The sequence below is a fragment of the Massilia sp. UYP34 genome, from assembly GCF_056279385.1.
Map to the genome: position 1 here is coordinate 104,187 of NZ_JBWBRF010000010.1, position 26,824 is coordinate 131,010.

General features: G+C 66.9%; 24 protein-coding genes. 10 read left to right on the plus strand and 14 right to left on the minus strand.

The window, feature by feature from the left end; genetic code table 11:
• Nucleotides 1-8 precede the first annotated feature (8 nt).
• From ACZ9AQ_RS16280 to rsmB, 6 genes are all read right to left on the minus strand, one after another.
• A complete protein-coding gene (locus ACZ9AQ_RS16280) occupies nucleotides 9-266 on the minus strand; it encodes a BTH_I0359 family protein (RefSeq protein ID WP_005667861.1) in 258 nt (85 codons plus the stop codon).
• 107 nt (nucleotides 267-373) lie between these two features.
• Nucleotides 374-787 carry a GTPase gene (locus ACZ9AQ_RS16285; protein WP_429204608.1) on the minus strand — a complete coding sequence of 138 codons (414 nt, stop codon included), beginning with the start codon at nucleotides 785-787 and terminating at the stop codon, nucleotides 374-376.
• Complete coding sequence (locus tag ACZ9AQ_RS16290) at nucleotides 784-1,539, minus strand: response regulator (RefSeq protein WP_429204610.1); 756 nt, start codon at nucleotides 1,537-1,539, stop codon at nucleotides 784-786. Before ACZ9AQ_RS16290 ends, ACZ9AQ_RS16285 begins: the two co-directional genes overlap by 4 nt.
• Nucleotides 1,540-1,687: 148 nt before the next feature.
• On the minus strand, nucleotides 1,688-3,976 hold the full coding sequence (locus ACZ9AQ_RS16295) for a sensor histidine kinase (protein WP_429204611.1): 2,289 nt from the start codon (nucleotides 3,974-3,976) through the stop codon (nucleotides 1,688-1,690).
• Nucleotides 3,966-4,541 carry a DUF4390 domain-containing protein gene (locus ACZ9AQ_RS16300; RefSeq protein WP_429204613.1) on the minus strand — a complete coding sequence of 192 codons (576 nt, stop codon included), beginning with the start codon at nucleotides 4,539-4,541 and terminating at the stop codon, nucleotides 3,966-3,968. Before ACZ9AQ_RS16300 ends, ACZ9AQ_RS16295 begins: the two co-directional genes overlap by 11 nt.
• Nucleotides 4,542-4,583: 42 nt before the next feature.
• Nucleotides 4,584-6,236: a 16S rRNA (cytosine(967)-C(5))-methyltransferase RsmB gene (gene rsmB, locus ACZ9AQ_RS16305; protein ID WP_429204615.1), complete on the minus strand. Its 1,653-nt coding sequence runs from the start codon at nucleotides 6,234-6,236 to the stop codon at nucleotides 4,584-4,586.
• Nucleotides 6,237-6,435: 199 nt separating this feature from the next.
• Between rsmB and argS the strand changes: the two genes are divergently transcribed.
• The 7 genes from argS to ACZ9AQ_RS16340 all read left to right on the plus strand — a co-directional run bounded on the left by argS (nucleotide 6,436) and on the right by ACZ9AQ_RS16340 (nucleotide 12,889).
• On the plus strand, nucleotides 6,436-8,148 hold the full coding sequence (argS, locus tag ACZ9AQ_RS16310) for an arginine--tRNA ligase (protein WP_429204617.1): 1,713 nt from the start codon (nucleotides 6,436-6,438) through the stop codon (nucleotides 8,146-8,148).
• 52 nt (nucleotides 8,149-8,200) lie between these two features.
• Nucleotides 8,201-8,869, plus strand: coding sequence for an SPOR domain-containing protein (locus tag ACZ9AQ_RS16315; RefSeq protein ID WP_429204619.1), 669 nt, complete (start codon nucleotides 8,201-8,203; stop codon nucleotides 8,867-8,869).
• A gap of 4 nt (nucleotides 8,870-8,873) precedes the next feature.
• A complete protein-coding gene (locus tag ACZ9AQ_RS16320; protein WP_429204620.1) occupies nucleotides 8,874-9,662 on the plus strand; it encodes an SDR family oxidoreductase in 789 nt (262 codons plus the stop codon).
• Nucleotides 9,659-10,423, plus strand: a complete 765-nt coding sequence (locus ACZ9AQ_RS16325; protein WP_429204622.1) for a biotin--[acetyl-CoA-carboxylase] ligase — start codon at nucleotides 9,659-9,661, stop codon at nucleotides 10,421-10,423. Before ACZ9AQ_RS16320 ends, ACZ9AQ_RS16325 begins: the two co-directional genes overlap by 4 nt.
• Nucleotides 10,420-11,163, plus strand: a complete 744-nt coding sequence (locus ACZ9AQ_RS16330; protein ID WP_429204623.1) for a type III pantothenate kinase — start codon at nucleotides 10,420-10,422, stop codon at nucleotides 11,161-11,163. The genes ACZ9AQ_RS16325 and ACZ9AQ_RS16330 overlap by 4 nt, the downstream gene beginning before the upstream one ends.
• Nucleotides 11,157-11,897: an SPOR domain-containing protein gene (locus ACZ9AQ_RS16335; protein ID WP_429204625.1), complete on the plus strand. Its 741-nt coding sequence runs from the start codon at nucleotides 11,157-11,159 to the stop codon at nucleotides 11,895-11,897. The genes ACZ9AQ_RS16330 and ACZ9AQ_RS16335 overlap by 7 nt, the downstream gene beginning before the upstream one ends.
• Nucleotides 11,898-12,106: 209 nt before the next feature.
• The gene (locus tag ACZ9AQ_RS16340) at nucleotides 12,107-12,889 is read left to right on the plus strand and encodes a PEP-CTERM sorting domain-containing protein (RefSeq protein WP_429204626.1); all 783 of its coding nucleotides are present in this window, start codon (nucleotides 12,107-12,109) and stop codon (nucleotides 12,887-12,889) included.
• A gap of 60 nt (nucleotides 12,890-12,949) precedes the next feature.
• Here the strand turns inward: ACZ9AQ_RS16340 and ACZ9AQ_RS16345 are convergent, their stop codons facing one another.
• The 6 genes from ACZ9AQ_RS16345 to ACZ9AQ_RS16370 all read right to left on the minus strand — a co-directional run bounded on the left by ACZ9AQ_RS16345 (nucleotide 12,950) and on the right by ACZ9AQ_RS16370 (nucleotide 19,933).
• Nucleotides 12,950-13,975 (minus strand): septal ring lytic transglycosylase RlpA family protein, encoded by a 1,026-nt coding sequence (locus tag ACZ9AQ_RS16345; RefSeq protein WP_429204628.1) that lies wholly within the window; start codon nucleotides 13,973-13,975, stop codon nucleotides 12,950-12,952.
• A gap of 19 nt (nucleotides 13,976-13,994) precedes the next feature.
• Nucleotides 13,995-15,113 carry a rod shape-determining protein RodA gene (gene rodA / locus ACZ9AQ_RS16350; RefSeq protein ID WP_429204630.1) on the minus strand — a complete coding sequence of 373 codons (1,119 nt, stop codon included), beginning with the start codon at nucleotides 15,111-15,113 and terminating at the stop codon, nucleotides 13,995-13,997.
• Between the two features lie 3 nt (nucleotides 15,114-15,116).
• Nucleotides 15,117-17,108, minus strand: coding sequence for a penicillin-binding protein 2 (gene mrdA, locus ACZ9AQ_RS16355; protein WP_429204631.1), 1,992 nt, complete (start codon nucleotides 17,106-17,108; stop codon nucleotides 15,117-15,119).
• Nucleotides 17,109-17,124: 16 nt separating this feature from the next.
• Complete coding sequence (gene mreD / locus ACZ9AQ_RS16360; RefSeq protein ID WP_429204633.1) at nucleotides 17,125-17,643, minus strand: rod shape-determining protein MreD; 519 nt, start codon at nucleotides 17,641-17,643, stop codon at nucleotides 17,125-17,127.
• A gap of 6 nt (nucleotides 17,644-17,649) precedes the next feature.
• Complete coding sequence (gene mreC / locus ACZ9AQ_RS16365) at nucleotides 17,650-18,789, minus strand: rod shape-determining protein MreC (RefSeq protein ID WP_429204634.1); 1,140 nt, start codon at nucleotides 18,787-18,789, stop codon at nucleotides 17,650-17,652.
• 100 nt (nucleotides 18,790-18,889) lie between these two features.
• Nucleotides 18,890-19,933 (minus strand): rod shape-determining protein, encoded by a 1,044-nt coding sequence (locus tag ACZ9AQ_RS16370; RefSeq protein WP_005667820.1) that lies wholly within the window; start codon nucleotides 19,931-19,933, stop codon nucleotides 18,890-18,892.
• Between the two features lie 312 nt (nucleotides 19,934-20,245).
• Between ACZ9AQ_RS16370 and gatC the strand changes: the two genes are divergently transcribed.
• From gatC to gatB, 3 genes are read left to right on the plus strand one after another with little or no spacing between them, the layout of a single operon-like run.
• Entirely contained in the window at nucleotides 20,246-20,545 is a 300-nt protein-coding gene (gene gatC, locus ACZ9AQ_RS16375; protein ID WP_429204635.1) for an Asp-tRNA(Asn)/Glu-tRNA(Gln) amidotransferase subunit GatC, read from the plus strand.
• 36 nt (nucleotides 20,546-20,581) lie between these two features.
• Nucleotides 20,582-22,057, plus strand: a complete 1,476-nt coding sequence (gene gatA / locus ACZ9AQ_RS16380) for an Asp-tRNA(Asn)/Glu-tRNA(Gln) amidotransferase subunit GatA (RefSeq protein ID WP_429204637.1) — start codon at nucleotides 20,582-20,584, stop codon at nucleotides 22,055-22,057.
• Nucleotides 22,058-22,110: 53 nt separating this feature from the next.
• Entirely contained in the window at nucleotides 22,111-23,586 is a 1,476-nt protein-coding gene (gene gatB / locus ACZ9AQ_RS16385) for an Asp-tRNA(Asn)/Glu-tRNA(Gln) amidotransferase subunit GatB (RefSeq protein ID WP_429204698.1), read from the plus strand.
• A gap of 483 nt (nucleotides 23,587-24,069) precedes the next feature.
• On the opposite strand, the gene pyrE is transcribed toward gatB, so the two are convergent.
• Both pyrE and ACZ9AQ_RS16395 read right to left on the minus strand, forming a co-directional pair.
• Nucleotides 24,070-24,732, minus strand: coding sequence for an orotate phosphoribosyltransferase (gene pyrE / locus ACZ9AQ_RS16390; RefSeq protein WP_429204638.1), 663 nt, complete (start codon nucleotides 24,730-24,732; stop codon nucleotides 24,070-24,072).
• Between the two features lie 33 nt (nucleotides 24,733-24,765).
• The gene (locus ACZ9AQ_RS16395; protein WP_429204639.1) at nucleotides 24,766-26,724 is read right to left on the minus strand and encodes a hybrid sensor histidine kinase/response regulator; all 1,959 of its coding nucleotides are present in this window, start codon (nucleotides 26,722-26,724) and stop codon (nucleotides 24,766-24,768) included.
• Between the last annotated feature and the right edge of the window lie 100 nt (nucleotides 26,725-26,824).

Here is a 26,824-nt window from a genome sequence, read left to right on the forward strand (position 1 = left end):
GTCGTTGCTCAATGCAGGACGACGGGCTGGCTCATCAGGGTGTCATACGAACCCAGGAAGTCGTCGATCTCTTCCATGGTGGGTTCGCTGGCAATCAGGTTGTTGACATCGCGCCGGAACGATTGCGCGAGGCGGCCGCCGATGAAGGCCTCACGCCGGCCGGCCTTGTCGACGATCTCGAAGCCGCCAAACCGCAGCGCTTCGAGTTCACGGTCGACACCGAACTCGACGACGCTGTACTGTTCGCTGTTATAGATCATGTTCATGATGACTCCTTCGATCAGAAATTAGTGCAACCCTGCCGCATGGCGGCGTACGGCAGGCTGTTCACTTCGCTTCAGAGGTGGGGCTGTTCGAACCGATTTCAAGTCCGTCACGCGTGGACGGTCGGGTTCAGTGCCAACAGCTGATCGTATGGCGGCGCTACAAGCCACGATCGCAACTGATCAAGGTGTTCGCTGCTCGCCAGACCGAGGAACAAGCGTCCCGGGCGTTGGCGCAGCAGTCGGTTCAATGTTACACGCAAAACGAGATTGCCGTCGCAGCACAAACAACCGGGAGCGATGCGCACGACTTGCAGGCCGGGCCCGGTCTCGAGCGGCGTAGCGGCCACGCCCAGGCCTTCGAGGATGACGGCGCTGAAGTTGGGAGGCGCGTCTGCGCCGGCGCCAGGCGCGCCAGGAACGGAAGCGGCATCGGGAGGAACGGCCAGCAGCGCCGCGATCGCCTGCTCGCGCGCGGCGGCGCTGGCGCCGGTAACGAGGACGGTGGCCGTGCGGGCCATCATCCCCCTTTCTTGGCGAGCTTGCCCGGTTCGACGCCCAGCTGCTTGAGTTTGCGGTACAGGTGGGTGCGTTCGAGGCCGGTCTTTTCGGCCACGCGCGTCATGCTGCCGCCTTCGCGGCCCAGGTGGTGCTCGAAATACATGCGCTCGAAGGCGTCGCGCGCCTCGCGCAGCGGCAGGTCAAACGACAGCGTGTAGCCGGTGCCCTCGCCTTGCGACACCGCATGCACCATGCGCGAGCCGTTGCCCATGCCGACGCCGGGGCCGGGCTGGGCGCCGGGGGCCGCGAACATCGGCGCGCTGGGGGCGGCGATGGCGGCATCGTTGGCCACCGGCGGCGCGCTCGGCGCGATCGGGCGCGGCGGCGCCATCGGTGCGCGCGCCACCTCTTGCGCGCGGCTCAGGCCCTGCTGGACCGCCTTGAGCAGCTTTTGCAGGGCGATCGGCTTTTCGAGGAAATTCAGGGCGCCGATACGGGTCGCCTCGACCGCCGTGTCGATGGTCGCATGACCCGACATCATGATGACCGGCATGGTCAACATGCCGTCGCGCTGCCATTCCTTGAGCAGGGTCACGCCATCGGTATCCGGCATCCAGATGTCGAGCAGCACCAGGTCTGGCGTCGCGGCCGCACGCGCCTCGCGCGCCTGCTGCGCGTTCTCGGCCAGGGTGATGGCATGACCTTCGTCACCGAGAATCTCCGACAGGAGCTCCCGGATGCCCATTTCATCGTCAACTACGAGTATGTTCGCCATCTTTTCTACCTTCCTGATCTTCTACCCGTCATGTGTGCAATTTTATAAGTTTTTTTGCACTTAAGCCAAGTTTGCTGATGGGGCTGCATCTGAGTGTCTCAAATAGTGGTGGCTGGAACGACCAGGCTTGATTCAACGAATCTTCATTTCAGGACACTTCAGCTAACTTTAGCAGCAAAATCGACACTGCCGCGCCAGTTCCATCGCTGCGGTTGCCTACGTCGATCCGGCCGCCGTGTTCGTCCACGATTTTCTTGACCATGGGCAGGCCCAGGCCGGTGCCGCGGGCCTTGGTGGTGACGTAGGGTTCGAAAGCGCGCGCCAGGATACGCGGCGCGAAACCGGGGCCGTTGTCGACGATCGCCAGGCGCACCGCGGTGCCCGCCAGCCCGTCGGCGCCGGTGTAGTGGATCGCCTCGGTGCTCACGTCCACGCGCGGTGGCGGCGCATCCGGGCCGCGGTCGACCAGCGCGTCCTGGGCGTTCTGTACCAGGTTGTGGATCACCTGGCGCAACTGGGTGGCGTCGCCCATCACGCGCGGCAGGTGCGGCGCCAGGCTGGCATGGATGACGTCGTGGCCGTCCTCGGCCAGGTAAAGGTTCAGTATCTCTTCGATCAGGCCGTTCAGGTCGAGCGGCCCGAGCATGGCCGGCGGCGTGCGTGCGTAGTCGCGGAAGTCATCGACCATGCGCTTCATGGCGTCGACCTGGTTGACGATGGTGGTGGTGCCGCGCTTGAGCAGCTCGGCCTCTTTCGGCGGCAGGCTGTCCTCGAGCTTCATCTGCATGCGCTCGGCCGCCAGCTGGATCGGCGTGAGCGGGTTCTTGATCTCGTGCGCCAGGCGCCGCGCGACTTCACCCCAGGCCACCGAGCGCTGGGCCGTGATCACGTCCGAGATATCGTCGAACACGACGATGAAGCCGCTGTCGGCGCCCACCGGCAGGCGCGAGCCGCGCGCCAGCAGCACCAGGTCGTGGTCGTGTTCGTCGCCGCTGCCGCGGCGCGGAATCTCGATCTGCTGCTGCCAGTGCGCGCGCTTGCGCCGCTCGGCCGCCGAGTGCGCGCTCTGGGCCGAGAAGGCGCGCGTGATGCAGTTCGAGAAGTGTTCCAGGCCCGGGATCCGGGCCAGCGGCCCGGCCATCGCGCCGGGTTCCACCTGCAGGATGCGGTAGGCGGCGTCGTTCGAGTTCACCACCAGGCCCTCGGCGTCGAGCACGATCACGCCGGCCGACATATTGGCCAGCACCGATTCGAGGTGGGCCTTGGCGCTTTGCAACGCGGCGCGGTTGCGCTCGACCGCGCTCCTGGCCTCGAACAGCTGGCCGGTCATGGCATTGAACGATTGCGTCAGCGTGCCCAGCTCGTCGTTGGTCTGGACGATCGGCCGCGGCGACAGGTCGCCCTCGGCCACCGCCTGCGTGCCCTCGGCCAGCACCAGGAGCGGCTGCGCCAGGTTGCTGGCGATGAGGAAGGCGCTGCCGACGGCGCCGAAGATCGCCAGCAGCAGCGTCAGGGTCAGCATGCCGATGTACATCTTGCGCAGGCCCGTGCGCGCTTCCAGGCGCAGCCGGTATTCGCTGTAGGCCGAGCGCAGCACCTCGGCGTTCGAGGCCAGGTTGACCGGCACCGACTGCAGCAGCTGCAGGTAGCGCTGCGGGGCGCCGGGCGGCTCGGGCACGGCCAGCACCACGCGCAGGCGCAGGCCCGTGACGGCGTCGAGCGCGCTCGAGACGCCGTCGAGCCCCTCCTCGCTCAGGTCGCGATCGACGCCGCCTTCGGCCAGCGCATACCCGCCCGGCATGGCGGCGCTCTTGAGCATGCGCTCATTGGGCGCGTCGTCCGCGAGATTGGCGCCGCGGTCTTCCAGCGCCGCGGCCAGCACCGCGCCCCTCTCGTCGACCAGCATCGCGCTCTGCAGGCCGCTGGTCTCGGCCAGCAGGCGCGCCAGCACCGGCTGCGCGCTCATGTCGCCCTGGCTGGCCAGCGTCGCGGCGGCGGTCTGCGCAGTCGCGCCCAGTTCGGCCAGCGATTCGTCGAGCGCGGCGCGGCCCAGGTTCAGGCCCGATTCGATCGCCGACTCGATCTTGACGTCGAACCAGGAATCGATCGAATGCGAGACAAAATTGACCGACACCATGAAGATGACGACGCCGGGCAGGATGCCGATGCCGGCGAACAGCAGCACCAGTCGCGCCATCAGGCGCGAGCCGAACTTGCCGGCCTTGTAGCGCGAGTACAGGCGGCCCAGGGCGACCGCGACGAAGATCAGCAGCACGAAGGCCACCGTGCCGTTCAGTCCGATCAGCCAGGCGTAGTAGCGGCCGAGGAATTCGGAATTGGCCGAGGCCGAGGCCAGCAGGAACAGCAGGATCGACACCACGGCTGCGCCCACGACGAGGGCGTAGCGCAAGACCTGATTGACCGGTCTACTCTGCACGATAGGTAAAGGTCTTGCGGCTGGACGTCAGGCGCCAGTCGGAATCGTTGAAGGCGTTGACCTGCAGGGGTTTTTGCAGGTATTCGCGGTCCATGTACATGCGCAGCGAGACTTCGTAGACTTCGCCCGGCTTGAGCTTGCCCTTGGGCGCGATCAGCCAGCGGGTCGGCCTGCGCACCATGAACATCGCGTCTTCGAAGCTCTGGAAGCGCTCCTGGAAGGAGCCGACCACCGTCACGTAATACTGCCGCGTGAGCACGTCGTAGGAAATGCGGATGGTGCGCTTGGCGGACACCGCCCGCTCGTCGCGCCACCACCAGCGCGGCCGCACCAGCTCGATCTCGGTGGTGAAATGCAGTTGCACGCCGTGCTGGAGTGCGTCGCGCAGGCCGCTATTGAGCTCGAAATCGTAGACCGTGTTGAGCCGGTAGCCGTCGTCGCTGGCTTCGATCGCGGCGCGGGTGATCTCGATCCCGTCGGCCGCCTGCGCCGGTACCCACGCACCAACGCACGCAAGCGCCAGCAGCAGCTGGCAGGCGAGGAGGCGTAAAAGTCGTAACGTCACGGGTGAGCCGGGGCCTTAAAAATGCGCGTAATGTAAAAGAACTTACGCCGCTTTCTTCTGGAACAGGGCGTAGAACAAACCGTCATGATCCTGTCCGGCGCCGCGGAGCGGCAGGAGTTGGCCCGGCGCATCGAGGCGGACTGCGTCGTGGCGAGCCGCGAAAGCGGCTGCCTGCGCCTCCGATTCCTGGGGCCAGAGCGAACATGTCACGAACAGCAATTTACCATCGGGCAGCAACATCTGCCAAAGATTGTCGAGTATTTTGGAAGAAAGTGTTGCAAGTTGGGATGTATCCGACTTGCGGCGCAGCCAGCGGATATCCGGGTGGCGGCGCACGATGCCGGAGGCGGTGCACGGCACGTCGGCCAGGATGCGATCGTATTGACGGCCGTCCCACCAATCCCGGCTGCCGGCGTCGGCGGCCAGCAGCGTCGCGGGGAGGCCCAGGCGGCCCAGGTTGTCGCGCACGCGCGCCAGGCGCGCCGGGTCGGCGTCGACCGCGGTCAGCTGCACGTCGGCCGTCTCGAGGATGTGCCCGCTCTTGCCGCCGGGGGCGGCGCAGGCGTCCAGCACGCGCATGCCGTCCTTCAGGTCGAGCAGCGGCGCGGCCAGCTGGGCGCCGGCGTCCTGCACCGACACCATGCCATCGGCGAAGCCCGGGATCTGCGCCACGTTGATGGCCTGGGCCAGGCGCACCGCGCCTGGCCCCACCTGCGCGGCCTGCAGGCCGGCGGCGTCCAGGATCTCCAGATAGGCGGCGACGCTGGCCTTGCGGCGGTTGACGCGCAGCGTCAGCGGCGGATGGACATTGCCGGCCTCGAGCAGCGCTTCCCACTCGCGCGGATAGGATGCGCGCATGGTGTCGATCCACCACTGCGGATAATTGAAGCGCGCCAGCGGCTCGCGCAGCGCCTGCCCGACCAGCGCCTCGCGCTCGCGCAGGAAGCGCCGCAGCACGGCATTGACCATGGCCTTGGCATGGGCGAAATCGGGATGGGCCGCGGCCGCGCTGACGGCCTGGTCGACCACGGTGAAGGCTTCGTAGGGGGCGGCCTGGCCCTCGGGCGGATCGAGCAGCGAGATGGCCGCGCACAACAGGCCGCCCAGCATCGGCGGCTCCGGCGCCTTGCTGGTCATCAGGCCGAGCAGGGTCTCGCTGCGGCCCAGCTGGCGCATGGTGCGGTAGGCGATGTCCTGGATCGCGCCGCGCGCCTGCGGCGTGGCGTCGTAGGCGGCGAACACGCCGGCCAGGGCCTGCGGCAGCGCGCTGCCGCCGCGCACGCGCGCCACGGCGCTGGCGGCGCCCAGCAGCGCCAGCGCCAGCGAGTCGGACTTGAGGTCGGGACGGTAGTCGCGCTGTGGCGCGACCTTGACTTCATGGCTCGGGCGCAGGCGCTGGGCCGCAGCGTCGCGCCCCGCGCCCGCCGCGCGTGGCTGGTGGCCGGCGAAGTCGCCACCCTGGACCCGCGGCGGCTTGCCGACCGGACGGCGGTCGGGATCGGACGGGCTGGGCTGGCCGGATGCGCTCGGGCCGGGCTTGCCATGACCGCCCTGCGCCCGCCCCGGGCCGGTTGCCGCAGCGCCGGCCGGGACCGGAGCATGGCCCACCGCGCGGCCGCCCGCGCCCGCGGCGCGCCGGTCGGCGCCGGGCCTGGCCTTGGGTTTCAGGGTGAGCGTTGGACGCTTGTCAGTCATGGCGAATAAAATGTTGCGAAAATGGGCTCCCATTGTAACGGTTATGCCTTTGGCGACGCTTAATATGGTTGCCGAACCGCCAATCGCGAACGCCGTGGCCAGCCAAAGCGTGGCATCAAACTAGTATAATGTCCGCTGTTTGCCTGCTCATCCTCCCGAGAACGGGCGCCGTCCAGCATCTACTTTTTTCGACCATTCCATGCTCGCCCAACAAAAACAACAAATCGTTGCCCTGTTCCAGGCAGCCCTCGCCCCGATCGTCGCCGGCACCGACCTCGTGCCCAATGTGGTGCTGGAGCGTCCGCGCGATCCCTCGCACGGCGACATCGCCTGCAATATCGCCATGCAGCTGGCCAAGCCGCTCAAGACCAATCCGCGCGAACTGGCCACCCGCCTGGTCGCCGCGCTGCAGGCCGAGCCGGGCGCGCAGGGCTTGATCGAAGCGGCGGACGTCGCCGGCCCCGGCTTCATCAACCTGCGCGTGGCCGCCGCCGCCAAGCAGGCGGTGGTGCGCCACGTGCTCGAGCAGGGTGAAACCTTCGGCCGCGCCAGCGGCGCCAGCGGCCACCATGCGATCATCGAATTCGTCTCGGCCAACCCGACCGGTCCGCTGCATGTCGGCCACGGCCGCCAGGCCGCGCTGGGCGATGCGCTGTCGTCGCTGTTCGAGTCGCAAGGCATCGAAGTGACGCGCGAGTTCTACTACAACGACGCCGGCGTCCAGATCGCCACCCTGGCCTCCTCGGTGCAGGCGCGCGCGCGCGGCTTCAAGCCGGGCGACGCCGAATGGCCCGAGTCGGCCTATAACGGCGACTACATCGCCGACATCGCGGCCGACTTCCTGGCGCAAAAGACCGTGTCGGCCAGCGACGGCGAACCCGCCACCGCCAGCGGCGACGTCGAAGACATCGAATCGATCCGCCGCTTCGCCGTGACCTACCTGCGCAACGAGCAGGACCAGGACCTGCAGGCGTTCGGCGTCAGGTTCGACAACTACTACCTCGAATCGTCGCTGTACGCCGACGGCAAGGTGGAAGCCGCGGTGCAGGCCCTGGTCGATGCAGGCAAGACGTATGAAGACGGCGGCGCCCTCTGGCTCAGGACCACCGACTACGGCGACGACAAGGACCGCGTGATGCGCAAGTCCGACGGCACCTATACCTATTTCGTGCCCGACGTCGCCTACCACATCCAGAAATTCCGCCGCGGCTTCGACCAGGCGATCAACATCCAGGGCAGCGACCACCACGGCACCATCGCGCGCGTGCGCGCCGGCCTGCAGGCGGTGAACATCGGCATCCCGCAGGGCTATCCCGACTACGTGCTGCACAAGATGGTCACCGTGATGAAGAACGGCGAAGAGGTCAAGATCTCCAAGCGCGCCGGTTCCTACGTCACCGTGCGCGACCTGATCGAATGGTCGGGCAATGGCGACGTCACGCGCGGCCGCGACGCGGTGCGTTTCTTCCTGATTTCGCGCAAGGCCGACACCGAGTTCGTGTTCGACGTTGACGTCGCCCTCGCGACCAATGACGAAAATCCGGTCTACTACGTGCAGTACGCCCACGCGCGCATCTGCTCGGCGCTGGCCAACTGGGGCGGCGACGTCGCCAGCCTGGCCAAGGTCGACCTGGCGCCGCTGACCGAACCGCACGAATCGCAGCTGCTGGCCAAGCTGGCGGCCTACCCCGAGATGCTGCAGCGCGCGCAGGCCGAGCTCGGCCCGCACCAGGTCGCGTTCTACCTGCGCGAACTGGCCGGCGAGCTGCACAGCTACTACTTCGCGCACAAGTGGCTGCTCGACGACGATGAGTCGCTCAAGCTGGCCCGCCTGGCGCTGGCCGCCGCCACCCGCCAGGTGCTGCGCAACGGCCTGGCCCTGATCGGCGTCTCGGCGCCGGACAAGATGTAAAGCGCAGGCATTCCTGGAACCGAAGCCCACCGTCTCATTACCAGAAAGCGTCATGACCGTCATCCGTACCTTCTCGAAGCATAGCCAACGCTACCAGCGCGGCAGCACCCTGACCGGCGTCATCATCGGCCTGATCGTCGGGCTGGGCATCGCGGTGGCGGTCGCGCTCGTGATCACCAAGGGCGCCTCGCCGTTCACCGACCGTTCCAACAAGATGGGCCGCCCGGCCGACCTCGAGCCGAGCCAGGCGTCCGACCCCAACAAGCCGCTGTACGGCAACCGGGGGCCGGTGCCGCAGACGCCGGCCCAGCCGAGCGCGCCGGCGGCCGCGCCGGCGCCGTCACAACAGCGGCAGCCGCCCGATTCGGACCCGCTGGGCGCCGCCATCGCCGGCATGCAGGAGCCGCGCTCGAGCGCGCCGCCACCGCCGCCGGGCCCGGTCAACACTGCCGCTCCGGCCCCCGGCGCGGCGGCGGTGACCGACGGCTACATCTATTACCTGCAGGCCGGCGCCTTCCGCGAGATGTCGGATGCCGAGAACACCCGCGCCAAACTGGCCCTGCTCGGCTTCGAAGCCGCGATCAGCGATCGCAGCACCGACAGCGGCGTGCTGCACCGCGTGCGGGTCGGCCCCTACACGCAAGTCGAGGCCGTCAACAAGGCGCGCGCCAAGCTGCTCGACAGCGGCATCGACGTCGCCATCGTGCGCAACCAGCGTTAAGCCCATGTCGACGCGGCAGGAAGAGCGCGTCTTCATCACCGGCGCATCGAGCGGCATCGGCGCCGCCCTGGCGCGCGACTATGCGGCGCGCGGCGCGACGCTCGGCCTGCTGGCGCGGCGGCGCGACCACCTGCTGGCGCTGGCCGCCTCGCTGCCCCACCCCGAACGGCATCACATCTACGCGGTCGACGTGCTCGACCGCGATGGCCTGGCCGCTGCCGCCCATGACTTCATCGCCGCCAACGGCGGCGCCGACGTCGTCATCGCCAGCGCCGGCATCTCGCACGGCACGCTCACCGACCGCGCGGCCGACCTGGCCGTGTTCGACGTGGTGTTCGCCACCAACGTGAACGCCACGGTCGCCACCTTCGCCCCGTTCATCGGCGCCATGCGGCAGCAGGCCACGCCCTGCCGCCTGGTGGGCATCGGCAGCGTGGCGGGAGTGCGCGGCATGCGCGGCGCCGGCGCCTACTGCGCCAGCAAGGCCGCCGTGCACAGCTACTGCGAAGCGCTGCGGGTCGAGCTGCACGGCACCAACATCCGGGTGGTGACGATCGCCCCCGGTTATATCGACACCCCCATGACCAGCAAGAACCGTTTTCCCATGCCCTTCCTGATGCCCGCCGACCGCTTCGCGGCGCAAGCCGCCGCCGTGATCGCGCGCGGCGACAGCTACCACGTCCTGCCCTGGCAGATGGGCGTCGTCGCCAAGCTGCTGCGCCTGCTGCCCGACTTCCTGTTCGACCGCCTGTTCGCGCGCGCGCCGACCAAACAGCGCCAGGGGGAGGCATGAACGCCGACCGCATCCGCTCGCTGTCGAAGGCGGGCGTGGCGGTCGAAGTCGTGGCGCAGACCGGCTCCACCAATGCCGACCTGCTGGCGCGCGCGGCGCTGCTTCCCGCGCCGCTGCTGCTGGTCGCCGAACACCAGAGCGCCGGCCGCGGCCGCGCCGGGCGCAGCTGGCTGTCTTCGCCCGAAGCTTCGCTGACCTTTTCGCTGGCCTGGAAATTCGATGGCGGCCCGCAGGCGCTGGTCGGCCTGCCGCTGGCGATCGGCGTGGCGCTGGCCGAGACGCTCGGCGCGCTGGGCCAGCAAGTCCAGCTGAAATGGCCGAACGACTTGCTCAAGGATGGCGACAAGCTGGCCGGCATCCTGATCGAAACCCAGTCCGCGCCCGACGGCGGCACCTGGACCGTGATCGGCATCGGCCTGAACCTTCTGATGCCGGAAGAGATGGAAGCGCAACTGGGACGCAGCGCCGCCGGCGTGCCCTGGCTGGCGCGCATGGAGCGCGACGTCCTGATGGCGGCCCTGCTCGACGGCCTGGTCGCGGCGCTGGCGGAATTTTCCGCGCGTGGCTTCGCGGCCTTCGCCGCGCGCTGGAACCTGCGCCACGCCTGGCAGGGAGAGACCGTGGTCTTGCTCGACCACGGCGCCGTGCTGCATGAGGGCCGCGCCGCCGGCGTGGACGACAGCGGCCGCCTGCTGCTCGACACGCCGGACGGCCGGATCACGGTGATGGCCGGCGACGTCTCGCTGCGGGTGAAAACATGATGCTGCTGGTCGACGCGGGCAATACCCGCGTCAAGTGGGCGCTGGCCGACGCCGCCTGCGCGCCCGGCGCGTGGCTGCATCACGGCGCCGTCGTGCACGCGCAGCTGGACGACGCGGCTGCCCGATGGCCGGCCGCCGGCGTGACCCGCGCGCTGGTGTCGAACGTGGCCGGCCCGCAGCTGGCCGAACGCATCGCGGCGCTGCTGCCGGCGGGGATCGAGCTCGAATGGTTCGCCTCCACCGCGCAGCGCGCTGGCCTCTGCAACGGCTACCGCGAGCCGCACCGGCTGGGCTGCGACCGCTTCGCCGCCGCCATCGGCGCGCGCGCCCTGGCGCCCGGCCAGGACCTGATCGTCGCCACTTGCGGCACCGCGACCACGGTCGACGCGGTCACGGCCGATGGCCGGTTCGTGGGCGGCATGATCCTGCCCGGCCTGGCCCTGATGGCGTCCAGCCTGGCCGGCAATACGGCGCAGCTGCCGCAGGTGGCCCCGGGCGCCGTGCCGGCGCTATTCGGCGACAACACCAACGACGCGATTCTCTCCGGCGTGCTGTCGGCCCAGGCCGGCGCGATCGAACGCGCCGTGGCTGGACACCGCGCCGCCGCCTGCATCGTCTCCGGCGGCGCGGCGCCGTATGTCGCCCCGGCGCTCAAGATCCCGCACCGGGTGGTCGATAATATCGTGCTGGTCGGCCTGCAGGCCGCGGCCACCTGGACAGAGGGAGGAGCACAGTGCTGAAATTCTTATTCTGGGCGCTGCTGGCGGCGAACGCGGCGCTGCTGGCCTACGGCCAGGGCGCCCTCGGCCAGCCGGGAACCGGCGAGCGCGAGCCGGCGCGGCTGAACAACCAGCTCGCACCCGAACGCATCACGCAGCTGACGGCGGTCGAGGCCATGCGTGCGCTGGACGAAGCCGCGCAGGCCAACGACACCACCCAGGCCGCCGACACCGCCCGCGCCGAAGATGCCGTGGCGCCGGCCCCCGCGCCGGTCGCGAACGCGCCGGACCTGGTCGCCTGTGTCCAGGCCGGCCCCTTCGGCGCGGCCGATTCGCGCCGCTTCGAAGCGCGCGTCGCCAGCCTGGAGCTGGCCGCGCGCCAGACCCGGGTCCAGGTGCCCTTCCAGGAAGTGACCAGCCGCCTGGTCTACCTGCCGCCGAACGGCGGCCGTGAAGGCGCCCAGCGCCGTGCGGCCGACCTCAAGGAACGCGGTGTCGAGAATTTTTACATCATGCAGGGCGACTCGCCGCTGCGCGGGGCGATCTCGCTGGGCGTATTCAAGACCGACAGCGCGGCTCAGAAGCTGGTAGCGCAGTTGCAGCGCCAGGGCGTGCGCGGCGTGCAGGTATTACCGCGCGGGCAGCAGGTCATGCGCGCCGCCTATCGGTATCGCGCGATCGAACCGGCGCAGCGCGCCAGGCTGGCGGGCATCGCCGCCGACTACCCGGACGCGGGCCTGCGGGAATGCGGCTGACCGCGCGGTCGTCCGATCGACTCGAAGCGCACCTGCGGGTGCGCTTTTTTTTACAAAAGCGACTGGCAGGCGGCCTGTGAGTGTCGAAAATCTTTACACAAGAATTTCCTTCAGAAAATAATATTAATCAAAACAATCACTTATATTTCTGGCACGCAACTTGCTTTATATCAAAATACGTTGCTCAAATTTAATTCTCAGGGGATATCATGAAAAAGACCGTCGTCGCTGCACTGTTCGCCGTTGCCTGCGCCATCTCGACCTCCGCATCCGCCGAGACCATCAATCTGGATGGCTCGTTCGGCAGCACCCTGTCGAACAAGACTTACGATGCCGTCTTCAAATCGAACCTGGATGGCCAGTATGAACTGAACAGCCTGTCGTTCTCCTTCTCGTTCCTCGACAACGGCGGCGCCTTCATGTCGCAGGGCCCGGTGAAGACCAGCTACCAGGCGGGCGACTACACGTGGTCGAAATCGCTCGGCGCCTACGTGCGTAAGGTCGATATCGGCCAGACGGTCACCAAGACCAGCGCACAGGAAACCGCGCAACTGTCGTTCGGCGACCTGGTGCTCGGCAGCGGCGCGACCACGCTCAGCGAGACGACCGAACATGGCGGCTCGAGCACCGTGCGCAACTATGACGGCACCCAGTGCTTCATGTTCAAGTGCAAATACTTCAAGTCGGACGTGAAAACCCAGACCACCATCGTGACCAAGGACTACACGGGCGGCTTCACGATCTCCGGCTTCATCGATGACCAGGATCTCCTCGCCCAAATGTTCGACAACGGCGACCTGCGCCTGACCCTGAAAGTCGTCGGCGACCTGTTGCTGACCGACAGCAACCTTATGCTGGACTACACGAAAGTGGAAGAACCCGCCGAAGAACCGGCCGAAGTGCCCGAGCCATCGAGCCTGCTGCTGGCAGGCGCCGGCCTGGCTGCCGTCGGCGTTGCCCGCCGCCGCCGTACCGGCGCCGCACGCGCATAAGCGGAATCCTTTGCGCTGGAGGAATGGCCGGTTCGCCGGCCATTTTTCATGGCGCCGGCGTCAGCGCCGGACGACGATCGGCTTGAAACCGAGGCTCGCAGGCAATGCCCGCATCGCCTCCACCGCTTCGGCGCGGCTGCCATAGGGACCGCCGTAGAGACGGTTCAGGGAACCCACCTTCACCACTTCGAGCTTGCCCAGCTCGACGCCGGCATTGGTGACCTTTTCGCTCATGGCTTCGGCGGTGCCGGCCCGGCCATAGGCGCCGAGCTGGATGAAATAGCGTCCGGCGCCGGCAGCTGCGGGCGCCGCCGTGGGCGCCGGCCCAGTCTGGCTCACCAGCGCCGCGCTGTCGGAACGGATCCGGTCTTCCAGCATCAGCGCTTCGATCTCGGGCGGCGCCGATTGCGCGATCGACGCGACTTCGCGCCGCGCGGCCGCGATCCGGGCCGGCGCAACGATCGAATCGCCCGGGAACAGGCGCTCGACCTCGACTTCGTGGCTGCCCTTGCCCAGCAGGCCGAGCTTGAGTGCCGCCGTGTACGAGACGTCGATGATCCGGCTTGCGTGGAAAGGGCCGCGGTCGTTGATGCGCACCACCACCGAATTGCCGGTGTCGAGGCTGGTGACGCGCACGTAGGACGGAATCGGCAGGGTCGGATGCGCGGCCGTCATCTTGTACATATCGTACAGTTCGCCCGACGCCGTGCGCTGGCCATGAAACTTGACGCCATACCAGGTGCTCACGCCACGCGCGGTGTAGGGCTCGTTGTTCCCCAGCGGCGTATAGGTCTTGCCGAGCACCGTGTAGGGGCGGCCGGTCCACTTGTTGAAGGGCTCGGCCTTGACCACGGCGTCCGGCACGTCGAGCAGGCCGTCGGGGATGTTGTCGCCCGGGCCGTCATCCTTGTAGTAGCCGCCGCGGCCCGACTTAGCGGGCGGCAATTGGGGCGCAGTGCCGTGCTTGGCGGTCGGCTTGTGTGGCCACGGCAAGGGATTGAGCCGCTTGTGCTCCCCGGTGCTGCTGCAGGCCGATACGAAAATGGCAACCGGTATGACCGCCAGGAAGCTTGTACGAACGCCCATTGGCTGTCCTTTATGAAATCTATGTCTGCACCAGTTTACGATGTCTTTGAATACTCATCAATATGCCGGCGCCAAGGCCGAGCGTGATAAAGGCCGTGCCGCCATAGCTCATGAAGGGTAGCGGCACCCCTACTACAGGCAATATCCCTGCGACCATGCCCATATTAACAAAGGCATACGTAAAGAAAATCATCGCGATCGAACCGGCCAGCAAGCGGCCGAAGGTGTTCGGCGCATTCGCCGCGATCATCAGGCCGCGTCCGATCAGCAGCAGGTAGACGAACAGCAGGAACAGGTTGCCGGCCAGGCCGAACTCCTCCGAATACACCGAGAACACGAAGTCGGTGGTGCGTTCCGGCACGAATTCCAGGTAGCCCTGGGTGCCCTGCATATAGCCCTTGCCGGTCAGGCCGCCCGAGCCGATCGCGATGATCGACTGGATGATGTGGAAGCCCTTGCCCAGCGGGTCGGAGGTCGGATCGATCAGGGTCATCACCCGCTGGCGCTGGTAGTCGTGCATCATCGACCAGCCGATCGGCAGGAAGGCGACGATACTCACCGTCACCGCGGCGATCGCCTTCCACGACAGGCCGGCCAGGAAGATCACGTACAGGCCCGACGACGCGACCAGCAGCGAGGTGCCCAGGTCGGGCTGCTCCATGATGAGGGCGACCGGGATCATCAGGATCACGGCGGCCACGATGTAATGCTTCCAGCCGGCGACCTGGGCCCGGGTCTGGAAGTACCAGGCCAGCATCAGCGGCAGGCCGATCTTCATGATCTCGGACGGCTGGATGTCGATGACGCCGATGTGCAGCCAGCGCTGCGCACCCTTCTTGATCAGGCCGAACATCGCGACCGCGACCAGCAAGGCCACGCCGGCCGCATAGACCGGCACCGCAAGCCGCATCAGGGTTTGCGGCGCGATGTTCGCGGCCACCCACATGACGGCGAAGGAGAGCAGGAAGTTGCGGATCTGGTGCTCGACCCGGTCCGGGAAATTGGCGCCGGCCGACATCATGGTGACCATGCTGATCGTCACCAGCACGGCCAGGATCAGGGTCAGCGGCAGGTCGAACACCGTGAAGTACGGGCGCAGGCGGCGGCGCAGCGAGCGCCGTTCTGGTATATGGGCCATGGCTTATTCGGTACGGGTGGCGGTGGCGGGGGCCGCGACGGCGACCATCCGGGCCGGCGCAGGGGACGGCGCGGAGGCAGGCGCAGGGGCGGACGCCTTGACGGTGGCCGGACGGGCGCCGCCCTTCGGTTCCGGCGGCGGCGCCGGACGCTTGCCGAGGATCGCGTAGTCGAGCACCTTGCGCGCGATCGGCGCCGCCACGACGCCGCCGAAGCCGGCGTTCTCGACGATCATCGCCAGCGCGATGCGCGGCTGCTCGACCGGCGCGAAAGCGGTGAACAGCGCATTGTCGCGATGGCGCTCGTCGATCGCGTTGGCGTCGTACTTCTTGCCGCGCAGGCCGATCACCTGCGCGGTGCCGGTCTTGCCGGCCGAGGAATACGCGGCGCCGGAGAAGGCGCGTTGTCCGGTGCCTTCGCGCATCACGCCGGCCATCGCATCCTTGATGAAATCGAGGTGCTCCTGCTTCATCGACAGGCGCCGGGTTTCCTTGGGCACGGTCAGGGTGCGCTCGCGGGTCACGCCATCCTCGATCATCTTGACCAGGTGCGGCTTCATCACCACGCCGTCATTGGCCAGGATCGCGGTCGCATGCGCCAGCTGCAGCATCGTGTAGTGGTTGAAACCCTGGCCGATCGAAATCGAGATGGTGTCGCCGCCCACCCATTTCTGGGCTGCGCGGTTGCGCTTGAAGCGCTCGGCCTTCCACTCCTTCGACGGCAGCACGCCGACTTTTTCATGATCGAGGTCGATCCCGGTCGGCTGGCCGAAGCCGAACTCGCGCATGAATTTCGAGATGTTGTCGATCCCCATCTCGTTGCCCAGCTGGTAGTAATAGGTGTCGCAGGAGTGTGCGATCGAATGGTACATATTGACGATGCCGTGGCCGCCCGGCTTGTCGTCGTTGAAACGGTGCCCGCCCAGCATGAAGAAACCGGGGTCGCGGATCGCATCCTGCGGGCGGCGGTAGCCCATCTCGAGCGCCGCCAGCGACATGAAGGGCTTGAAGGTCGAACCGGGCGGATAGGTGCCCGACAGCGGACGGTTCATCAGCGGCCGGTCGAGCGAGGTGTTCAGCTCGTTCCAGCTCTGGTAGTCGATGCCGTCGACGAACAGGTTCGGATCGAAGCCGGGGCGCGAGACATAGGCCAGCACGTCGCCGGTCGACGGTTCGATCGCCACCAGCGCGCCACGCTGGTCGCCGAATGCTTCCTCGGCGATCTTTTGCAGCTCGATGTCGATCGACAGGATCAGGTTGCTGCCCGGGACCGGCGCGGTGCGCTTGAGCGTGCGGATCGCGCGCCCGCCGGCCGAGCGCTCGACCTGCTCGTAACCGGTGACGCCGTGCAGCTGGCGCTCGTAGCGCTTCTCGACGCCCTCCTTGCCGATATGGTCGGTGCCGTTGTAGTTGGCGGCGTCGTCGCCCTCCTCGATCGCGGCGGCTTCCTTGGCGTTGATGCGGCCGATGTAGCCGATCACGTGCGAGGCCACCTCGCCCATCGGATACTGGCGGAACAGGCGGGCCTGCACCTCGACGCCGGGAAAGCGGAAGCGCTGGGCGGTGAAACGCGCCACCTCGTCGTCGGTCAGGCGGGTGCGCAGCGGCACGCTGGCGAAGCTGCGCGACTCTTCGCGCAGGCGCTTGAAGCGGCGCCGGTCGCGCGCGTCGATCGCGACCAGCTTGGCCAGCTCGTCGATCACCGACTCCATGTCGGCCTGCAGCTTGGACGGCGTGATCTCGAGCGTGTAGGCGGAATAGTTGCGCGCCAGGACCACGCCATTGCGGTCCACGATCAGGCCGCGGTTGGGCACGATCGGCACCAGCGCGATACGGTTGTCCTCGGCCTGCGCCGCGTACTGGTCGTGGTGCAGCACCTGCAGCCAGACCACGCGCGCGACCAGCAGGCCGAAGCAGATGAAGACGAGCGCCACCAGCGCTGTGAGGCGCATCCGGAACTGGTGGATCTCGCGGTCGCTATCCTTGAACTCGGTCATTCCTGGGCAAACCTGGTCAGATGGGACGGGTATGGTCGCGGTCGACGGCGCGCCGCTGGGGCGCCAGCAGCAGCCAGGTGATCACCGGCCACAGGGCCACCGCCACCACGCTCTCGATGAACTGCAGCAGGCCGGGGAAGCGGCCTGATACCAGCATGTGCACCACCAGCTGGATCGCCTGCGCCAGCAGCAGCAGCGGGAACATGTGCATCGCCTGGGTCAGCAGCGGGAACCACAGCACGCGGCGGTGGATCATGATGGCCAGGTAGGACAGCACGGTGTAGGCGAGCGCGTTCTCGCCCAGCAGGCTGGCGTCGTGCACGTCCATCAACAGGCCCATGCAGAAGGCGACGCCGATGCCGACCTTGCGCGGCTGGTGGATGCCCCAGAACACCAGCACCAGCGCGACGAAGTCGGGCGCCCCCACCCAGCGCCCCCAGGGCATCAGGTTGAGCATGAAGGCGCACACCAGGCTGAAGGCAATGAACAGCGGGCTGACGGGCAGCAGGATGTAATGGGGACGGCGACCGGGCATGGCGGCTTACTCCGTTCGGGCGGCCGGCGCAGGCGCGGTCGCGGTCGTTGCAGGTGGCGTGGCGGGCGGCGCCGCCGGACGTGGCGCGGCCTGGGCCGCGGACGGCGTTGCAGGTGGCGTCGCCGCAGGCTGGCCGGCCGGCGCCGGCGCGCCGTTCGTGGTGGTTGCGGCCGGCGCGGTGACCGGGGCTGCGGGCACGCCGGCCGCCGGCAGCGGCGCGGCCGGCAGCGGCGGTTGCGGCACCGGCGCCATCTTCGGCATAGTGCGCCGGGTGGTGGCCGCAGACGGCGTTTCGGGCGCCGGGCGCGGCGGCAAGGCATGGTGCGACATGATCACCAGCACCTGGCGATTGCGGTCGATGCCGGCCAGCGGCTGGCCGACCACGCGGCCGAACGAGCCGGCGGCCTTCTCGACCTGGGTCACGCGCGCCACCGCCAGGCCGGCCGGGTACATTCCGTCCAGCCCCGACGTCACCAGCACGTCGCCGACCTGGATGTCGGCATCCTGGGCCACGAAGCGCAGGTCGAGCAGGCCCGTATTGCCGCGGCCATAGACGATGCTGCGTAAACCACTGCGCAGCACCTGCACCGGAATGGCCTGGTCCTTGTCGGTCAGCAGCGTGACTTCGGAGGTGAACGGGAACACGCGGGTGACCTGGCCGACCACGCCGGCATAGTCGATCACCGGCAGGCCGAGCGACACGTCGTCGCGCGAACCGCGGTTGATCACGATGCGGCGGGTGGACGGGTCGCGCGCGTCGTACAGGATCTCGGCCATCTGCGACTGCACCGGCAACTGCTGCCTGGCTTCCATCAGGCGCCGCAGATGCGCGTTCTCGGCCATCTGGAACTGGGCCTGCTGCAGCAACTGGGCGCGCGCCAGCTCCTGGTGCTTGAGCGCCTGCACTTCCTTCTGCAAGGTCGACAGCGACGAGAAATAATCACCCATATTGGCCAGCGCCTCGCGCGGCATCAGGGCCGCCATCTGCATCGGATAGAGCACGGTCGCGGCTACCTGGCGCACGCCGGAGAGCAATCCCATGCGGGCGTCGACGAACAGCAATACGATGGCGATCAGTGCGCAGACCATCGCCTTGACTCGTGCTGGGGCGCCTTGTTTGAACAGCGGCGGAGGACTGTATTCCATGACGTCCGTTGGTGATAACGCAGACGGTCAATGCCAAGGCGGGCAGATGCGCGCAGCTTGTGACCGCACGCCCTGCCCGCCCCGGTTGACCACGCGCGTCTTATTCGTACGAGAAGATCGAACCAAGCTTGTCCATGCGCTCGAGCGCCATGCCCGAGCCGCGCACCACACAAGTGAGCGGATCTTCGGCGGCCAGCACCGGCAGGCCGGTTTCTTCCATCAGGAGGCGGTCGAGATCGCGCAGCAGCGCGCCACCGCCGGTCAGCATCATGCCTTTTTCGGCGATGTCGGCGCCCAGCTCCGGCGGCGCCTGCTCCAGCGCGTTCTTCACCGCCGACACGATCTGGTTCAGCGGATCGGTGAGGGCTTCCAGGATCTCGTTGCTCGAAATGGTGAACGAGCGCGGGATGCCTTCCGACAGGTTGCGGCCCTTGACTTCCATTTCCTTGACTTCCGAGCCCGGGAACGCCGAACCGATCGCCTTCTTGATCGCCTCGGCGGTCTGTTCGCCGATCAGCATGCCGTAGTTGCGGCGGATGTAGTTGACGATGGCTTCGTCGAACTTGTCGCCGCCCACGCGCACCGAGCCTTTATAGACCATGCCGCCCAGCGAGATGATGCCCACCTCGGTGGTGCCGCCGCCGATGTCCACGACCATCGAGCCGGTCGCTTCCGAGACCGGCAGGCCGGCGCCGATCGCGGCCGCCATCGGCTCTTCGATCAGGTAGACCTGCGAGGCGCCGGCGCCGAGCGCCGATTCGCGGATCGCGCGGCGCTCGACCTGGGTCGAGCCGCAAGGCACGCAGATGATGATGCGCGGAGACGGCCGGAAGAATTTCGAGTCGTGCACCATGCGGATGAACTGCTTGAGCATCTGCTCGGTGACGGTGAAGTCGGCGATCACGCCATCCTTCATCGGGCGGATCGCTTCGATATTGCCGGGCACCTTGCCCAGCATCTGCTTGGCTTCCTTGCCGACTGCCTGGATGGTCTTCTTGCCGTTCGGGCCACCTTCCTGGCGGATCGCGACCACCGACGGCTCGTCCAGGACGATGCCAAGGCCGCGGACGTAGATCAGCGTATTAGCGGTGCCGAGGTCGATCGCCAGGTCATTCGAAAAGTAGCTGCGTAAAAAACCAAACATGGGTGTCCTGATGCGCATCAATGTGCGCCTAAACATTGATCGGGGATTCTGTGCCGCACCTGCCACGCATGGGCACCGCGGACTTCGCATGCGCGGCGCCAGCTTTCGGCACGACAACGCATTAGCCCGCCATTCTACCTTATAATTTGTCGTTTACATGCTGAATACCGATGGTTTTCCCCACCGAATTGCAAGCGATTTGAACGGTGTTTGCAGGGTTTTAACGCCTATACGGGGCCGTTCGCTGACAACTTGCTAACATTCATTATTCGCCGACTCACTTTCTGCGCGCTGACGGCGTGCCATATAGCCATGTCCCTGACCCTTTCCGACGTAAAACGCATCGCCAATCTGGCCCAGCTCGACATGGATGACGCCCATGCCGAAACCGCGCTGGCCGAGCTGAACGGCATCTTCGCGCTGGCCGAGCAGATGCAGGCGGTCGATACCACCGGCGTGGCGCCGCTGGCCCAGCCGCTGTCGGCCGTCCTGGCCCTGCCGCTGCGCCTGCGCGACGACGTGGTCACCGAAGAAAACCGCCGCGACGAGTACCAGGCGCCGGCGCCAAAGGCGCAGGATGGCCTGTACCTGGTGCCGAAGGTCATCGAGTAATCCGCCCCAGAACATCGCTAAAGAATCGACACGCATATGCATAACAAGACCATCAAGGAGCTGTCCGCGCTCCTGCACGCGAAACAGGTGTCCGCGACCGAACTGGCGCGCCACTACCTCGGCCGCATCGACGCGAGCGGGCACAACGCCTTCCTGCACGTGGACCACGAGCTGACGCTGGCCCAGGCCGCGCAAGCCGACGAGCGCCTGGCGCAGGGCACGGCCGGCCCGCTGACCGGCGTGCCGATCGCGCACAAGGACATTTTCGTCACCCGCGGCTGGCGCACCACGGCCGGCTCGAAGATGCTGGACGGTTACGTCAGTCCCTTCGATGCGACCGTCGTCGACCGCCTCAAGGCGGCCGGCATGGTCACCCTGGGCAAGGTGAACCTGGACGAATTCGCGATGGGTTCGGCCAACGAGAACTCGGCCTACGGCGCGGTGAAGAACCCGTGGGACGCCAGCGCCGTGCCGGGCGGTTCGTCGGGCGGCTCGGCCGCCGCGATCGCCGCGCGCCTGGCGCCGGCCGCCACCGCGACCGACACCGGCGGCTCGATCCGCCAGCCGGCCGCCTTCTGCGGCGTCACCGGCATCAAGCCGACCTATGGCCGCGTGTCGCGCTTCGGCATGATCGCCTTCGCCTCGTCGCTGGACCAGGGAGGCCCGATCGCCCAGACCGCCGAGGATTGCGCGCTGCTGCTGAACGAAATGAGCGGCTTCGACGAGCGCGATTCGACCAGCCTCACGGTCGAACAGGGCAATGTGCGCGAAGACTACACGCGCGACCTTGACAAGCCGCTGACCGGCCTGCGCATCGGCGTGCCTTCGGAATACTTCGGCGAAGGCCTGGCTGGCGACGTCGAAGCCGCGGTGCGCGCGGCGCTCGAGCAGTTCGTGAAACTGGGCGCGGTATTGGTCGACATCTCGCTACCGAAGACGGCGCTGTCGATTCCGACCTATTACATCATCGCGCCGGCGGAAGCCTCGTCGAACCTGTCGCGCTTCGACGGCGTGCGCTACGGCCACCGCGCTTCGGAGTACAAGGATTTGCAGGACATGTACCGCAAAACCCGCGCCGAAGGCTTCGGCAGCGAGGTCAAGCGCCGCATCATGGTCGGCACCTATGTGCTGTGCCACGGCTACTACGACGCCTATTACGTGCAGGCGCAAAAGATCCGGCGCCTGATCGCGGACGACTTCCAGGCCGCCTTCGCCGACAAGTGCGACGTGATCATGGGGCCGGTGGCGCCGACGGTGGCCTGGGACCTGGGCGCCAAGGCCAATGACCCGGTGGCGAACTACCTGGCCGACATCTTCACGCTGTCGACCAGCCTGGCCGGCCTGCCCGGCATGTCGATCCCGTGCGGTTTCGGCGCGGGCGACAAGAACGGCAAGCGCCCGGTGGGCCTGCAAATCATCGGCAACTACTTCGCCGAGGCGAAGCTGCTGAACATCGCGCACCAGTACCAGCAGGCGACCGACTGGCACCAGCGGTCGCCAGACGGCATCTAACGCGTAGGGTTGGCGGCTCTGCCGCCGACGCGTTCAATCAGCGCCAGCACAGAATAGAGAGAAATACTATGCAATGGGAAGTCGTCATCGGTCTTGAGAACCACGTCCAGCTCACGACCCAATCGAAAATCTTCAGCGGCAGCTCGATCCGCTTCGGCGCCGAGCCGAACACGCAGGCCAGCCCGGTCGACCTGGCGTTGCCGGGCGTGCTGCCGGTGCTGAACCGCGGCGCGGTCGAGCGCGCGATCCGGTTCGGCCTGGCGGTCGGCGCGAAAATCGCGCCGCAGTCGGTCTTCGCGCGCAAGAACTACTTTTATCCCGACCTGCCGAAGGGTTACCAGATCAGCCAGTTCGAGGATCCGGTGGTCCAGGGCGGCACCATCAGCTTCGCCTACGAGAAGGACGGCAAGCTCGAGACCAAGACCGTCAACCTGACCCGCGCCCACCTCGAGGAAGACGCCGGCAAATCGCTGCACGAGGACTATGCCGGCATGACCGGCATCGACCTGAACCGCGCCGGCACGCCGCTGCTCGAGATCGTGTCCGAGCCCGAGATGCGCAGCGCCGCCGAGGCGGTGGCGTATGCCAAGGCGCTGCACTCGCTGGTGATGTGGCTGGGCGTCTGCGACGGCAACATGCAGGAGGGGTCGTTCCGCTGCGACGTCAACGTCTCGGTGCGGCCTGTCGGCCAGAAGGAATTCGGCACCCGTTGCGAGATCAAGAACCTGAACTCGTTCCGCTTCATGGAAGAGGCGATCCACTATGAAGTGCGGCGCCAGATCGAGCTGATCGAGGATGGCGGCAAGGTGATCCAGGCGACGCGCCTGTGGGACCCGGACCGCAAGGAAACGCGCTCGATGCGCACCAAGGAAGACGCGCAGGATTACCGCTACTTCCCCGACCCGGACCTGCCTCCGCTGGTCATCGGCCAGGACTGGATCGACCGCGTGCAGGCCGACATGCCCGAGCTGCCGGGCGCGCTGCGCGCGCGCTTCACGGGCGAGTACGGCCTGCCGGAGTACGACAGCCTGGTCCTGACCTCGTCGAAGGCGATGGCGGGCTACTACGAAGCCGTGGTGGCCAAGGCCGGCAAGGAAAACGCCAAGGCGGCCGCCAACTGGATGATGGGCGACGTCTCGTCGACCCTGAACCGCGAAGGCGTGGACATCGGCGAGGCGCCGGTGAGCGCGGCGCAACTGGCGCTGCTGCTCAAGCGCATCGCCGACGGCACGATCTCGAACAAGGCCGGCAAGGAAGTCTTCGCCGCCATGTGGGAAGCCGGCTCGGATGACGAGCACCTGGCCGACACCGTGATCGAGCAGAAGGGCCTGAAGCAGATCTCGGACACGGGCGCGCTGGAAGCGATCGTCGACGACGTCCTGGCCGCCAACGCCAAGTCGGTCGAACAATACCGCGCCGGCAAGGAAGCCGCCATCAACGCCCTGATCGGCCAGACGATGAAGGCATCGAAGGGCAAGGCCAATCCAGCCCAGGTCACCGAACTGCTGAAACAAAAACTCGCCGGCTAAATCCCTAGCCCATCGACAATGAGGGTCAGAGTAGAATTGTTGAGCAATTTCCCAAAATTGCCGGCAATTCGACTATGACCCTCATTGTTTTCGCACCCAAGAAATTACCCACACCTCGGACTCTGTCCCTACTTATTGTACGCATAAGAGAAATTGCTCAATAATTTGACTCTGACCCTATTTATTTAGATGGGCAAAGCTTCCCCGGAGTCAGCAATTTTTAGGCGCAATCCGAACGCACTGAGCCGATTCCAATCTCTTGTATCAAAAGGAAATTGAATCGAATCCGAAGAGCAAGAAAATAAATAGGGTCAGTGTCGAATTAATTGGCAATTCTAGAAAATTGCTCAATCAATCGACTCTGACCCTAATTATTTTGCAAGACTTTCCGCAAATCCAAATTAGGGTCAGAGTCGAATTGTTTGACAACTTTGGGGAATTGCCCAACAAATCTACTCTGACCCTAATTGTTGGGTAATTGCTCTAGATGCCGTAGCGGGTGCGGTAGGCGGCGACGGCGTCCTTGTGCTGGGACAGGCGCGCGTCCTGGGTGTGGGTGTCGAGGTAGGTGAACAGGTCGGTCAGGTTGGCGATCGAGATCACCGGGATGTTGAATTCGCGCGATACTTCCTGCACCGCCGACAGTTCGGACAAGGCGTCGTCCTTGCCCGAGCGCTCCATGCGGTCCAGGGCGATCAGCACGGCGGCCGGTTCGGCGCCGGCGGCGCGGATCATCGTCACCGATTCGCGCACCGAGGTGCCGGCCGAGATCACGTCGTCGATGATCACCACTTTACCCTGCAGCTTGGCGCCGACGATGGTGCCGCCCTCGCCATGGTCCTTCGCTTCCTTGCGGTTGTAGGCGAACGAGGTGTCGCGGCCCTTCGCGGCCAGGGCCACGGCCGTGGCGCTGGCCAGGGTGATGCCCTTGTAGGCCGGGCCGAACAGCATGTCGAATTCGACGCCCGAGTCGAGCAGGGTCTGGGCATAGAACTGGGCGAGCTTGCCCAGCGTGGCGCCGTCGTGGAACAGGCCGGCGTTGAAGAAGTACGGCGACAGGCGGCCGGCCTTGGTCGTGAATTGGCCGAACCTCAATACCTCGGCCTCGACCGAAAACCCGATAAACTGCTGGCGCAGATCGCTCATATACCTTCTCCCTGAATGTCGAAAGCGGCTATTTTAATCCGTCGCGGCGCCGGCCGCGACCTCCCGCGCCACCTCGTCCGGATTGACCGGCTTGACCAGGTGGCGCTCGAAGCCGGCCGCGCTGCTGCGCGCATGGTCGGCCGCCAGCCCGTAGCCGCTCAGCGCCACCAGGCGGCAGCCCTGCCCGCCGGGCAGCGCGCGGATGCGCGCGGCGAGCTGGTAGCCGTCCAGCACCGGCAGGCCGATGTCGAGCAAGGCGATCGTGGGCCTGAAGCGATCCAGTGCCGCCAGCGCGCCGACCGGATCGTGGTACACCTCGACCGTATGGCCGTGCGCACGCAGCAGGCGGCCCAGGGTGTCGGCGCCGTCGGCATTGTCGTCCACCAGCAGCACCCGCTGCGTGGTCACATCCGGCATCGCCACCGGCGCCGGTTCCGATGGCGCCGGCGCCTGGGGCCCGCTGCATAGCGGCAGGCGCACCACGAACTCGCTGCCCAGGCCGCGGCCCTCGCTGTGCGCATGGACGCTGCCGCCATGCAGTTCGACGATGTTCTTCACCAGCGCCAGCCCGATCCCGAGCCCGCCTTCGGCGCGGTCGATGCTGCGCTTGCCCTGGAAGAACAGCTCGAACACCTGTTCGCGCACCTCGGGCGCAAGGCCGATGCCGGTGTCGCGCACGCTGATCTCGACCGCATCGAGCCCATCGCGCCGCACGCGCAGCCACAGCCGGCCACCCGGCTCGGTGTAGCGCGCCGCATTGGTCAGCAGGTTCGACACCACCTGCGCCAGCCGCACCGGATCGCCCGCCCACGCCAGGCCGGGCTCGAGTTCGACCTCGAGGCGGTGGCGGCGCTGCTCGATCAGCAGGCTCGCCATCTCGACCGCCTTGTCGATCACCCGCGCCAGTTCGACCCGCTCGACCTTGAGCTCGATCTTGCCGCGCGTGACGCGCGAGACGTCGAGCAGGTCGTCCACCAGCCGCACCAGGTGGTCCACCTGGCGCTGGATGATCTCGCGCTCGCGCCCGTGCGCGCCATCGTCCCGCATGCGCATCAGCTGCAGCGCGGTGACGATCGGCGACAGGGGATTTCTCAGTTCGTGGCCCAGCATGGCCAGGAACTCGTCCTTGGCCCGGCTGGCCGCGCTCAAGTCCACCAGCAACTGCTCGCGGTCGCAGTGGGCGCGCTCGATCGCCTGGCGGCTGCGCACGTGCTCCGTCACCTCGACCGCGACCACGATCACGCCGTCCGGCCGGCCATCGCCCCCCGCCAGCGGCTCCAGGCTGAACTTGAAATAGCGCTCGTCAGGCTGGCCCTGGGGATCGAGGCGGATGAGGGCCAGCTCTTGCGCATGATACGGTTCACCGGTGGCGAACACGCGCGCGATGTGCTCGGCCACGCCGCTGCCGGCCAGGCGCGGAAAGGCCTCCACGAAGGTGAGGCCGACCAGCTCGTCGCAGTCGACCAGTTCGCGATAGCGCCGGTTGGCCAGCTGAAAGCGCAGCTCGGGGCCCATCAGCAAGGCCGCGGCGACGGGGGCGTTGAGCAGCATCGCATTGCGCTGGGCCAGCGCCACGTCGCGCTCGTGCCGCGCGGTCGCGTCGCGCGTGAAGCAGCGGGTGTAACGCAGCTGGCCGTTCTCGAAATGCCCGTTCGAGTGGATCAGCACGTGCTTGATCGCGCCATCCTTGCAGCGCAGCCGCGCCGGCTGGTCATACAGCGTCCCGCCCGACAGCAGGGTCGCCAGCATGTAATCGATCGTGGCCGGATCGTCGTGGAATTCGGCGATGTGGCGGCCGACGTATTCGTCCCACGCATAGCCCAGCAGCTGCAGTTCGGCGCGGTTGGCCCACAGGATGGTGCCGTCCGGGCCGACCCGGTGCAGGCCTTCGACGGCGTTTTCCACGAAGTCGGCCAGTTCGGCGTACGATGCGGCGGGCAGGCAAACGCCGTTATCGACGCTACCCGCGAGTAGCGGTTTGTCAGTGTTCATGGACTTGGAAAGGAGACAGGGCAGCGTCAGGAGCGACACGGCGCGCGGTGCAGGAGCGTGCCCAGTGCAACAGATTGTTGCCCATTATCATGCTCCATCT